Origin of the sequence: Mucilaginibacter mallensis, from assembly GCF_900105165.1 — a bacterium.
Taxonomy (GTDB): domain Bacteria; phylum Bacteroidota; class Bacteroidia; order Sphingobacteriales; family Sphingobacteriaceae; genus Mucilaginibacter; species Mucilaginibacter mallensis.
The window spans coordinates 4,755,383-4,767,773 of record NZ_LT629740.1; the positions used below are offsets into that span (position 1 = coordinate 4,755,383).

Below are 12,391 nucleotides of genomic sequence, written 5' to 3' on the forward strand. Positions count from 1 at the left end.
TAAAAAATAAAAAAGGAAAAACTATGTTACACGATCCCAACCGCGTTTATGTTTTTGACACCACCTTGCGTGATGGTGAGCAGGTACCCGGCTGCCAGCTGACAACCCCAGAAAAAATTGAGATTGCCCGCGAGCTGGAAGCACTGGGCGTGGATATTATTGAAGCCGGATTCCCAATTTCAAGTCCGGGTGATTTTCAGAGTGTGGTTGAGATATCAAAGGCTGTAAAAGAGCCTGTTGTTTGCGCTTTAACCAGGGCCAACAAAGGTGATATTGATGCCGCTGCTGAATCATTAAAATATGCTAAGAGGCCACGTATCCATACAGGTATCGGTTCATCTGATATGCATATCAAGCATAAATTTAACAGCACCCGCGAAGAAATTCTGGAGCGTGCAGTTGATGCTGTAAAATATGCTAAAAAGTATGTTGAGGATATCGAGTTCTATGCTGAAGATGCTGGTCGTGCTGATGTGGTTTATTTAGCGCAGATGGTTGAGGCGGTTATAGCTGCCGGTGCAACTGTGGTAAACATTCCCGATACAAACGGCTATTGCCTGCCCGATCAATACGGCAGCAAGATCCGTTTCCTGAAAGAGAACGTAAGGAATATTGATCAGGCTATCATATCTGTGCATTGCCATAATGATTTGGGCTTAGCTACCGCTAACTCCATCGCAGGCCTGCAAAATGGTGCCCGCCAAATTGAAGGTACCATCAATGGTATTGGCGAACGTGCAGGCAATACCTCCATTGAAGAAGTGGTAATGGTTTTAAAAACACACCAGGTTTTAGGCTTACATACGCACATCAATACCAGGAATTTTTATGAGCTGAGCCATATGGTAAGTACGCAAATGCGCATGCCGGTGCAGCCAAATAAAGCTATTGTTGGTAACAATGCTTTCGCGCATAGCTCAGGTATTCACCAGGATGGTTTCCTGAAGAACCGCGAGAACTATGAGATCATTCGTCCGGAGGACGTTGGTTTCCCCAGCGCCAGTATTGTGCTTACCGCTCGTAGTGGCAGGCATGCCTTAAAGTTCCATCTGGAGCGTTTGGGCTATAATTTAGACAAAGAAGATTTGAATAGTGCCTACTCACGCTTTTTAACACTTGCTGATATTAAGCTGGATATTAATGATGAAGACTTGCTGAGTTTAGTCGCATTTAAAATGGTAAAAGACTAATGATGGACACAGCAAAAAATACGCAACTGGATTTTGACGCAGCCTTTGCGCGTTTAAACGGCGTGGTTAAAAATACCCCGCTTGAATATAACGCGGGCCTATCTGAAAAATACGAGTGCGAAATCTATTTAAAACGTGAAGACCTGCAGGTGGTCCGCTCCTACAAATTGCGTGGCGCCTATAATATGATAAGCCAGCTTAACGAAGAACAGCTGAGCCGTGGCGTTGTATGCGCCAGCGCGGGTAACCATGCGCAGGGCGTGGCTTTTTCATGCAAGAAACTGGGCACAAAAGGCGTAATTTTTATGCCGGAGATCACCCCGAAACAAAAAGTTAAACAAACAGAAATGTTTGGCAATGGCAATGTTGAACTGGTTTTAACCGGTGATACTTTTGATGATTGTTTAAAAGAGGCATTGGCCTATACCGAAGCTCATAACATGACCTTCATACCTCCTTTTGATAACTACCGTGTTATCGAGGGCCAGGGAACTGTTGGTGTTGAGATCATGAACGATCTGCCCGATGTGGAAGCTGTAATTATGCCGGTTGGCGGCGGCGGTTTGGCAGCAGGTGCGGGTAGCTATTTCAGACAACAGAAACCGGATATACTGCTTATTGGTGTTGAGCCCGAAGGCGCGCCATCAATGGTAGGCGCGTTTGAGAACAACGGACCGGTTACCTTAGGTACCATCGATCGTTTTGTTGATGGGGCTGCAGTTAAGCGTGTTGGTTCGTTAACTTATGAATTGTGTCGTGAGGTTTTGGATGACATGCTGCTGGTACCCGAGGGTAAAGTATGTACCACCATCCTTAAATTATATAATGAAGATGCTATCGTAGTTGAACCTGCGGGCGCGTTATCAGTTGCCGTGCTTGACCTGTGCAAAGAGCAGATCAAAGGCAAAAAAGTAGTTTGTGTGATCAGCGGCGGCAATAATGATATTGAACGCATGCAGGAGATCAAGGAGAAATCCCTGTTATACGAAGGCCTTAAACATTACTTTATTGTACGTTTCCCGCAACGCCCGGGAGCGCTGAAACTATTTGTGAACAATGTTTTAGGTCCTGGTGACGATATTACCCGTTTTGAGTTCATCAAAAAAACATCCAAAGAAAACGGCCCTGCACTGGTTGGCATCGAACTAAAAAATGCTGAGGACTACCCTGCACTATTACAACGGATGGAAGCGCACAGGTTTGATGTGATCGAGATCAACAGGGACCAAACTTTGTTTGAGTATTTAGTGTAGAAGCCCCCCGGCCCCTAAAGGGGAGTAATTAGCAATTTATATGAACAAGGAGATTCAAAGAGACGGAGAAGTAACAACTAAGATCTTTGATAACCGAAGTCTTGAAGCTGATTATACAACATTAATTCCGATATTAAAATCCGGCATGCGGGTTTTAGATGTGGGCTGCGGTACCGGCGCTATCTCCAAAGGAATTGCTGAAAGAGTCGGCCCTAACGGACATGTAACGGGCATCGACAATACAGAAAAATTTATTACCAGCGGTAAAGAAACTTATCAGCATATTAAGAACCTCGATTTGAGTTATGCTGATATTTTTCAGTTCGAACCGGAAGAAAAATTCGACCTGATCGTATCTGCCCGCGTATTGCAATGGCTAAACAATCCCGTTGATGCCCTAAAGCGCTTTAAGGAACTATTAAAACCCGGCGGACAGGTATCAGTGCTGGATTATAACCACGAGCAATTACAATGGCACCCTGCCCCGCCTGAAAGTATGCTCCGTTTTTACAGTACTTTTTTAAGGTGGCGTGCCGATGCAGGCATGAATAACCACATTACCGAAGACTTGCCTGAATATTTTGCAGAAGCCGGTTTCGCTGATATCGAAATACACGACGCCAACGAGGTATATGTAAAGGGTCAGGATAATTTCCTCTCAAAAATTGGCATATGGGCAAAGGTAGCCGCATCAACCCAAATGGTGGATGAGGGATATATCAGCAATGATGACCGCTTACAAGCTATTGATGATTATAATGCCTGGATACAATCTGAGGCAGAAAGTATGACAATGGTTTTGAAAGAGTTTAGAGGGAAATTGGCTTAATACTCCAGCCACTTCCCTATTTTCACACTTAGCGCATCCCCTTCTTTATAGGTATGCGTCGCGTAATTACGCACACGCAGTTCTACCTCTTCCTTTTCCAGTATCAGGTCCTCATAAAAACCCTTGAAGAGGATGCTTTTGATATTCCAGTCGGATGATTTATTGCTGCTTAAGGTTATCCATTCAGGATAAATAACCGCGGTGTCCTTTTTAGCTTTTAGTTTGATGCCGCATAACTTCGCTTTATCTGCGTCCAGTATATTGCAATTGGCCAGCAGACTTGCTGTATACAAGTGTTTAGGATTTTGGTAGATCCCTACAGGTGCACCCGATTCCAAGATCTTTCCATCCCTCATCACCACAAGTTCATCGGCCATTGATAGTACTTCGGATGGGTCGTGCGATACCATGATCACCGTAAGGCCGGTTTCCTTTACTATCTGGCGAATATCCTGCTGCAGGTCCTCACGGAAAGAGGTATCCACCTGGTTAAAGGGTTCATCCAGCAAAAGCACCTCTGGGCGGGTTATTATTGCTCTTGCAAGGGCCACACGCTGTTTTTCGCCACCACTCAGATCAAACACACGGCTATTGGCCAGTTTGGTCATGTTGAGCAGGCTTAACGCCGTGGCAACTTTCTCCTCCTTAGCCTGGATGTTGATATTGGGTAATAGCACGGCAACGTTATCCCATACTTTGGCAAATAAATTCAGGTCGTCGGTATGCTGGGTAACCATTTTCATGGCATCATGCCCCGGGATCAGTTTTTCAGCAGGGCCCCAGATGCGATCGCCTTTAAATTGAACTTCGCCTTCATCGGGTGCAAGCAGACCGTAAAGCAGGCGCATCAGCGTACTTTTTCCGCTGCCGCTTTCGCCAATTATTGCTGTTATTTTGCCGGGATTTATGGTGATGCTAACGTCTAAAACACCTGAAACCCTTTCGCCGGGATATTTTTTTGTTATTGAGGTTGCCTGTAAAAAATGTGGAGGAGCCATTATGACAAAGATACGTAAAATGAAAAGGCTATTGAATAACAGCCTTTCATAAATGACACGCTGAATACGGTTAAAATATAAATGACATACCGAACGAAAAGTTCTTCAACCCATCCTGTTCAGGACTGTTCTCAAACATATTGTTCATGTAATATTTAGCGAATATGCCAAAGCCCGCATAGCCAACCCGCAAAAACGGGCCGTATGTAAACTTAGTAAAGTTATAATCATTAAAAGCTTTCTGCTTCCCGTTTTCATCGCTGATCTGTTTAACCTTACCGCCCAGCAGTATCCCGCCTTCGGGCCCGAAAACAAAATGGAAACTACCGCCGTTATAGTCTTCTTTTGTACGAAAATCAAACGTTAGCGGGATCCGCAGGTAGGTGGATGAAAATCGGTTCTTACGGTAATCTATATTATCCTGGCGATAAGTTAATACAGGTTGGTTTTGCAGTATAGTGATATTATCGCGCAGGCGGATATTTGTCCAATCAAACCCTCCCGATAAATACATCCTGAATGTGCTATTAAACCGGTAGCTAAATTGTATCACATCAAACCCGACATTGCTCGTTTTCCATGATCGGTAACGCAGAAATTCATTTTGTGGCGATAGCTTAAAGCTGCCATTATCAACCAGCGTCGATAACCCGAAATCAAACCTTGCGAATGTTAGTCCCCAGCTAAAACCGGGCGCTTTTGAATGCTCATGGATAACGGTATCCTTGCTTTTATTAAAGTTGATATCCGTAGCCTCGTCAACAGAGCTCAATTTATGACCAGCCGCTTTTTTAGCTTTAACAGAATCCGTTTTGCTGTTTTGTGCAAATACACCTGTTGCCAGTGTGCAGATGATCAGGATAAAAATTAAGCGTTTCAAATTCTGTAGATTTAGATCGGGAATTTAGTCAACTTTTTTTTAAGCTGAAAGTGAATCATTTTTAAATTCACTTGCCTGACATTATCTTTATACAATGAATACCAACTTTACACCCTTTCCCGATCTGCAAACAAACCGCCTCCTATTAAGAAGGCTGACCAGCGATGATTGTGTTCAGCTACAGCAACTCCGTTCGGATGAAAATGTAAACAGATACCTCAAAAGACCAAAATCTGTCACCATTGATGAATGTGAAGCGTTCGTTAAAAAGATAGATGGGAACCTCAATGATGGTATTGGCGCTTACTGGGTCATCGCCCCAAAAACCGATAATACCTTGATAGGTACTGTTTGCCTGTGGAACTTTAACCTTGAAAATGAAACAGTAGACTTAGGCTATGAACTAAGCCCGACATACCAGGGACAAGGCTTGATGCTTGAGGTAGTTGAGAAAATTATAGCGTTTGCATTTAACACTATGCAGGCAAAAACAATTTTCGCTTTAACACGCCCGGATAATGAAGGCTCCCGTAATTTATTAAAGAGAAGTAATTTTCAGCAGGATGTGGATTATCAATATGTGAGCGAAGAGGATGCTGAAGGGGATGTGGTTTATTTTTTAAAAAATTGATAACCAAACGCATCTTTTATATATTTATTAAAATAGCTTTTTTATGAGAACCAATATAGAGATAGATGAGGCATTGATAGCTAAAGCGCAAATGCTTACCAATATTCAAGACAAGAATATTATTATTGAGCAAGCCTTACAATTGTATATTTCCTTTGGAGGTTCAAAGAACTTAAGGCAGTTAAAGAAATACACCAATCAAGCAGGTAAATAAAGAAGTCGATTAACTACTTCTTCAGCCTATAATATTTATAGATCTTCACCGCAGCCATCATCACAAATACAAAAATTATTAACCCGATAATAGTGTAAGGCCAATTGATATTATCCTTTACAACGGCGCACATTACAATTACAAATAGCAACAAAGTAGCTAGCTCATTCCAAAGGCGCAATTGGGTTGATGTCCATTTAAATACGCCCCTGCGCATCTGTTTGATCTTGTTTTGGCAGATGTAGTGGTATATAACCAAACATCCCACAAAAAAAAGTTTTACGTGCAACCAGCGATCCTGCAACCATCCCGGGTCCAATACCAGCATGGTGATACCCGCCGCAATTACAATAAACATGGATGGGATGGTGATCACGTTCCACAGCCTGCGCTCCATGATCTCGAACTGGTCGGATAGTATTTTGCGTTCAGGATCAGGTTTGTCCTGCGCCTCGGTGTGGTAAATAAACAGGCGCACAATATAAAACAGCCCCGCCATCCAGCAGACTACAAAAATGATATGTATGGCTAATATGTATTGATACATAAACCCCCTAGCCCCCTAAAGGGGGAACTTTTTGAATAACCTATCGATATACCCCTCGCATATTTACTCCCCCTTCAGGGGGCCGGGGGGCTAATATTCCTTTATTATCTCTACCGCGTACTTCACATTATCAAACGGTATATCAGGCATAATGCCGTGACCTAGATTAAATATGAAACCCTTCTCACCTTTCATCCTATCGAACAAACGGTAGATCCTTTCTTTTATCACCTTTTTATCAGCATACAAAATATGCGGGTCAAGGTTGCCCTGTACGGCTATACCGGCAGGTAAACGTTTTTTAATATCAAGCAGGTCAACATTCCAGTCGATAGAGATCACATCCGGTTTAGCCTCTGCCATTAGCGGTGCGAAAACCGAGCTGCCTTTGCAGAAAGAGATCACCGGGATATCTTTCCTGTTTAGCTTACTGATGATCTCAGTGATATAGCGGTGCGAAAATTCTTTATAATCATCCCATGCCAAAGCCTGTGCCCAGCTGTCGAATATCTGCACGGCATTTACACCGGCTGCAATTTGCAGGTTCAGATAATCTGCAGTAACGGTAGCAATTTTTGATAATAGCTGATGTGCCATCTCCGGCTCATTGTGCAGCATCAATTTAGTCAGCTTAAAATCTTTTGATGATCCGCCTTCAACCAAATAGCTCATTACAGTAAACGGCGCGCCTGCAAAACCTATCAGCGGGATGCTGCCGTTCAGCCTTTGTTGTATCACTTTAATAGCATCGGCTACATATTGCAGCTTGTGAACCACCTGGGTATCCAAAGCATCAATATCAGCCTTAGTACGTACCGGGTTGGCAAACTTAGGCCCAACACCCTGGGTAAAGCTTAGATCGCCGCCCATGGCTTCACCCGTAACTAATATATCTGAAAATAAAATGGCACCATCAATCCCTAACAGATCGACCGGCAACATAGTTACATCGGCTGCAAGCTCAGGGGTTTTGCACATCTCTAAAAAGGAATATTTATTTTTAATATCCCAATACTCTTTCATGAACCTGCCTGCCTGGCGCATCATCCAAACCGGCGGTCTTGGTGTTTCCTCTGAAAATGCTGCTTTAATTAATAACGAATCTCTCATGTGTTTTTAGAAGAGAGTCAAGAGTCAAGAATCAAGAGTCAAGATTAGGGCAATTCCCTTCTTGATTCTTAACTCTTGATTCCTGGCTCTTTACAATTAGTGTTGTTTTAGTTCCAGTTCAAGCTTGGCTATCACCTCTTTCATTTTAGCGGTGATCTTGCCTTCATGCTTACCGGCAAGTTCAAGGTAAGCGCGTGCTTTATCAAAATTTTGTTGTCGTATACTGATGTTGGCCACATGCACCAAAGCGGCCACATGGTCGTTAGCACTGCGTAAGGGGAATTGTGATGCCAGCTCATAATGTATTTCGGCGGCCTCATAATCCTGCTTTTGCAGACTTACCCCGCCTAATATAAACTCATAAAAGCCCCGCCTTTTTTTGCTCAGCCATGTGGGCCTCGCAATCTGCCGTAATAATGATTCAGCTTTGTCGTAGTCTTTTTTATGAAAACTTTTAGCGGCCAGTATAACTGTTCCCTCTTTAAAGTATCCCCATATAATCAGCACCACAAACAGCACCATTACCGCGGCCAGCTCATACACATGCTGATAAATAAAGAACAATTGCATGGCTAAAAAGATGCCTACAAGTATTATCCGTGCGTTATTAGTGAACATTTACTCCTTAGTGCTGATTATCGGTAAATTTATAACCTACACCACGAATGGAGTGAAAGTAAACCGGGTTCTTAGGATCCGGTTCAAAATATTTACGGAACGTAAGTATAAAGTTATCAATGGTACGCGTTGATGGATAAACATCATAATTCCATACAGTTTCCAGTATTTGCTCACGCGATACCGCATCATTCCTGCGCTCGATAAGCAGTTTCAGCAGCATGGTTTCCTTTTTGGTTAACGGCGTGATAGATCCATCGGCATTTACCAGCTCAAACGAGTTGAAATGGATGGTTTTATCACCAATAACATAACTGTTAAACTCTTTCAGATCATCACCTTTCAGGCTGCGTTTTACCAAATTGTTTACCCGTAAGATCAGCTCTTCAAGGTTAAAAGGTTTAGTCAGGTAATCATCCGCACCTTTTTTAAGGCCCGATATTTTATCCTCATTGGTATTTTTAGCCGTCAGGAACATGATAGGCACCTCGGTATTCTCCAACCTTATGGTTTCAGCAACTACAAAGCCATCTATCTCGGGCATCATAACATCCAGTATTACCAGGTTAAAACGTTCCTCTTTAAATATTTGTAATGCCTTTTTGCCGTTCTTAGCGGTCGATACTTTATACCCTTCCAGTTCCAGGTTAAGTTTAATGGCCTCTAACAGATGCTCTTCATCTTCGGCTAATAAAATTCTCTTCTTGTTTGGCATATAATTTACTATTTAGGTTAATGCAAAAGTTACTTCAAAAATGCTTCCTGCCGGGCGGTTATCCTTAACCTTTATGCTTGCCTCGTGTTTATCCAAAACCTCCTTCACTATGTATAACCCCAAACCAGTGCCTTTTGTGTTACGTGTGTCTTCGCTGCCCACACGATAAAATTTATCGAAGATACGGCCTTTTTCCGCATCGGCTATTCCAATGCCATGGTCTGCAACCTGCAGGAATACCTTGTCATCTTTTGAAAACAATTTTACGGCAACAACCTCGCACGGACTGGAATATTTTATAGCGTTCTCCACCAGGTTGGTTACTACCGATGTAAGCGCGAATTTATCGCCGGTAATCTCAATTTTAGGTTCAATCTCCGCATCAATTACCTGCTGATTACAATCGCATTTGGTAACCTGCAAACGGTTCACAATGCTATCAACCAAAACCGACAAATTGAACTTGGCTTTAGGGAAAGTGTAGGAGCGGTTATCAATTTTTGATGCCAGCAGCATGTTCTCTACCATATCATCCAATCGCTCAATATCCAGTAATGATTTATCTATAAAATCAAGGATCTGCACTTTGGTAAGATCCCTCTTTTGGATGGTTTGCAGTAATATTTTGATGGATGCCAAGGGCGATTTCAGCTCATGGGTTACCGATAACAGGAAATTTCTTTTCTGTTCCTGCAGTTTGCTTTCCCTGTTAACTGTTTTGTGCAGACTGATAGCGCCAAACACGAATACGGTAACAAACATGGAGCCTTCGCCCAGTATCATACCCAGGCGATTGTGCTGCAAACTGTATAAATAATATGCCCACCATATCAATTGCGCTACCGCGTAAATGATAAGGGCATAAAAAATAACTAATGAACGTTGCTTTATCATAACCTCTTTATTTTGTGTTGAATACAAGATCCAGACTATCAAATATAGCACGTTTTGCCCGTTCCAAATCAACTTTTGTATGAGCTGATGAGATAAAGCCAACTTCGTAGCCTGATGGGCCCAAATAAACGCCCCTGTTGATGAGTTCGTGGTGCATTACTTTGAATTTATCCATGCTTGCGGGATCAATTTCTTCAGCTTTGGTTATCGTTTCCTTATCGGTAAAGGCAAACCAGAACATAGAGCCAATAGTGAACACCTTAAACTTATAACTACGTGCTGATGCAAAACGTTGTATTGATGCTGTAAATTCTTCTGTTTTATTAGCCAAATCACGGTAGAAACCCATGCGCAGTACTTCGGTTAACTGCGCGATACCTGCAGCCATAGCTACCGGATTACCCGATAAGGTACCACCCTGGTAAACCGGACCATCAGGCGATACACTGCCCATAATTTCGTCAGATGAGCCATAACAGCCAACCGGTAAACCACCGCCTATTATTTTACCATAGGTAAGGATATCCGGCTTGATCTGGTAAAGACCAGCGGCGCCCTCAAAACCGATCCTGAAACCTGATATTACTTCATCAAATATCAGCAATGTGCCGTTTTGGGTACATATCTCTCTTAAAAACTGTAAATACTCTTTGCTTTGCAGCAATAAGCCATTGTTTGCCGGGATAGGCTCGATTATTACCGCCGCAATCTGATCTTTAAATTCTTCGAATGCTTTTTTTAGCGCTTCGGTGTCATTTAATGAAACTACAATGGTTTCATCGGCAAATGCTTTGGGTACGCCTGCTGATGAGGTTTCGCCAAAAGTAACCAGACCCGAACCTGCTTTTACCAACAGGGCATCGGTATGGCCATGGTAGCAGCCTTCAAACTTCAGTATTTTATCGCGTTTGGTATAGCCGCGGGCCAATCTGATGGCCGACATAACGGCTTCGGTGCCAGAGCTTACAAAACGTAATTTTTCAACAAACTTGTTGTTTTTAAGGATGAGCTCTGCCAGTTCATTTTCCAAAGCCGTAGGCGCACCGAACGACATACCATTCTGCATTACCTCGATCACCCTTTCGCGAACCTTAGCGTTGTTATGCCCTAAAATAAGCGGGCCCCATGAGCAGCAGAAATCAATAAATTCATTACCATCCGCATCCCAGATATGGCTGCCATCACCTTTTTCAATAAAAAGCGGCGTACCGTATACCGATTTAAAGGCCCTAACCGGTGAGTTAACCCCACCCGGAAAATAAGTTTTAGCCTTAGCATATAGCTCGGCAGATTTTTCCCTGCTGATATTTGGTTTCCCGGTTGTATTTACCGGCAAATCATCCTCACTTGAAAATATTTTCTTAATCGAATCAAACATCTTTTTAAGTCAAAAATTAAAATTCAAAATTCAAAAGTGTTGCCGTGTTTTCGACTTTTTACTTTTGAATTTTGACTTATACTAAATCCACTTATTCTCCAACACCTCTTTAGCATGATACGTTAATATCGTGCTGGCGCCTGCCCTACGGATGCTGGTAAGCACCTCGGTAATGGCGCGCTGCTCATTTAACCAGCCTGTTTGTATGGCTGCTTTTATCATGGCATATTCGCCGCTTACATTATACGCCGCAACCGGCAATTCAGTATTGTCTTTTATTAATTTGATCACGTCCAGGTAAGGCAATGCTGGTTTTACCATCAAAAAGTCGGCGCCTTCGGCCTCATCAAGCCGGGCTTCTATCAAAGCTTCACCTTGATTAGCCGGGTTCATCTGGTATGTTTTCTTATCACCAAATTTAGGTGCCGAGTTTAACGCATCCCTAAACGGACCATAAAACGCACTGGCATATTTAGCCGAGTACGACATGATAGATACATTGGTGAATTTATTATCATCCAATACCTTCCGGATGTACCCCACTCTCCCGTCCATCATATCTGACGGCGCAATAATATCCGCACCGCTTTGCGCGTGTGCCAATGCCATTTTGCCTAATACTTCCAGCGTTTCATCGTTCAGAATTTCACCATTTTCCATAATGCCATCATGACCGTCGCTGCTATAAGGATCCATGGCCACATCTGTAACCACACATGCTTCAGGAAAATTCTTTTTTACCGCGCGGATGGCCCGCAGGTACAAGCTTTCATCGCGATAGCTTTCAGTAGCATATTTATCTTTCAGCGCCTCATCAATATTAGGAAACAAGTCGAAAGAATTTAAGCCTAGCTTTAAACAGCTCTCCACCTCGCGCAGCAAATTATCAATCGAATACCGGTAAATACCCGGCATTGATGACACTTCGCTTTTCTGATTTTCGCCCTCAATGATAAACAATGGGAATATCAAATTAGCCGCGCTAACATGCGTTTCCTGTACCATCTGGCGTATTACCTCACTTTTCCTGTTTCTTCGTGGTCTTTGTAGCATTTTTTTTAGTTCATTGGTTCACTGGTTCATTAGTTCATTGGTCTTAGCATCTGTATATGGCTTATACAAGCGATATCAGCG

The 12,391-nt window shown here is 42.9% G+C and carries 14 protein-coding genes; 5 read left to right on the plus strand and 9 right to left on the minus strand.

Features of this window, described 5'->3' with window-relative positions:
- Window positions 1–23: 23 nt before the first annotated feature.
- From BLU33_RS19350 to BLU33_RS19360, 3 genes are read left to right on the plus strand one after another with little or no spacing between them, the layout of a single operon-like run.
- Window positions 24–1,190: a 2-isopropylmalate synthase gene (locus BLU33_RS19350; protein WP_091376955.1), complete on the plus strand. Its 1,167-nt coding sequence runs from the start codon at window positions 24–26 to the stop codon at window positions 1,188–1,190.
- Complete coding sequence (gene ilvA, locus BLU33_RS19355; protein ID WP_091376957.1) at window positions 1,190–2,443, plus strand: threonine ammonia-lyase IlvA; 1,254 nt, start codon at window positions 1,190–1,192, stop codon at window positions 2,441–2,443. The genes BLU33_RS19350 and ilvA overlap by 1 nt, the downstream gene beginning before the upstream one ends.
- A gap of 40 nt (window positions 2,444–2,483) precedes the next feature.
- Window positions 2,484–3,272, plus strand: coding sequence for a class I SAM-dependent methyltransferase (locus BLU33_RS19360; protein ID WP_091376960.1), 789 nt, complete (start codon window positions 2,484–2,486; stop codon window positions 3,270–3,272).
- Here the strand turns inward: BLU33_RS19360 and BLU33_RS19365 are convergent.
- Entirely contained in the window at window positions 3,269–4,270 is a 1,002-nt protein-coding gene (locus BLU33_RS19365; RefSeq protein ID WP_091376963.1) for an ABC transporter ATP-binding protein, read from the minus strand. The genes BLU33_RS19360 and BLU33_RS19365 overlap by 4 nt on opposite strands.
- A 70-nt stretch (window positions 4,271–4,340) precedes the next feature.
- Complete coding sequence (locus BLU33_RS19370; RefSeq protein ID WP_091376966.1) at window positions 4,341–5,150, minus strand: outer membrane beta-barrel protein; 810 nt, start codon at window positions 5,148–5,150, stop codon at window positions 4,341–4,343.
- A 94-nt stretch (window positions 5,151–5,244) separates the two neighbouring features.
- Here BLU33_RS19370 and BLU33_RS19375 point away from each other — a divergent pair, with 94 nt between their 5' ends.
- Window positions 5,245–5,781: a GNAT family N-acetyltransferase gene (locus tag BLU33_RS19375; protein WP_091376969.1), complete on the plus strand. Its 537-nt coding sequence runs from the start codon at window positions 5,245–5,247 to the stop codon at window positions 5,779–5,781.
- Between the two features lie 43 nt (window positions 5,782–5,824).
- Window positions 5,825–5,995 (plus strand): type II toxin-antitoxin system VapB family antitoxin, encoded by a 171-nt coding sequence (locus BLU33_RS19380; RefSeq protein WP_091376972.1) that lies wholly within the window; start codon window positions 5,825–5,827, stop codon window positions 5,993–5,995.
- Between the two features lie 13 nt (window positions 5,996–6,008).
- On the opposite strand, the gene BLU33_RS19385 is transcribed toward BLU33_RS19380, so the two are convergent.
- From BLU33_RS19385 to hemB, 7 genes are all read right to left on the minus strand, one after another.
- On the minus strand, window positions 6,009–6,542 hold the full coding sequence (locus BLU33_RS19385; RefSeq protein WP_091376975.1) for a CopD family protein: 534 nt from the start codon (window positions 6,540–6,542) through the stop codon (window positions 6,009–6,011).
- A 90-nt stretch (window positions 6,543–6,632) separates the two neighbouring features.
- Entirely contained in the window at window positions 6,633–7,652 is a 1,020-nt protein-coding gene (gene hemE, locus BLU33_RS19390; protein WP_091376977.1) for a uroporphyrinogen decarboxylase, read from the minus strand.
- A gap of 96 nt (window positions 7,653–7,748) precedes the next feature.
- Complete coding sequence (locus BLU33_RS19395; protein WP_091376979.1) at window positions 7,749–8,270, minus strand: hypothetical protein; 522 nt, start codon at window positions 8,268–8,270, stop codon at window positions 7,749–7,751.
- Between the two features lie 7 nt (window positions 8,271–8,277).
- Complete coding sequence (locus tag BLU33_RS19400) at window positions 8,278–8,985, minus strand: response regulator transcription factor (protein WP_091376982.1); 708 nt, start codon at window positions 8,983–8,985, stop codon at window positions 8,278–8,280.
- 12 nt (window positions 8,986–8,997) lie between these two features.
- On the minus strand, window positions 8,998–9,879 hold the full coding sequence (locus BLU33_RS19405; protein ID WP_091380805.1) for a sensor histidine kinase: 882 nt from the start codon (window positions 9,877–9,879) through the stop codon (window positions 8,998–9,000).
- A gap of 7 nt (window positions 9,880–9,886) precedes the next feature.
- Complete coding sequence (gene hemL, locus BLU33_RS19410; protein WP_091376985.1) at window positions 9,887–11,257, minus strand: glutamate-1-semialdehyde 2,1-aminomutase; 1,371 nt, start codon at window positions 11,255–11,257, stop codon at window positions 9,887–9,889.
- A gap of 81 nt (window positions 11,258–11,338) precedes the next feature.
- Window positions 11,339–12,310, minus strand: a complete 972-nt coding sequence (gene hemB, locus BLU33_RS19415; RefSeq protein WP_091376988.1) for a porphobilinogen synthase — start codon at window positions 12,308–12,310, stop codon at window positions 11,339–11,341.
- Between the last annotated feature and the right edge of the window lie 81 nt (window positions 12,311–12,391).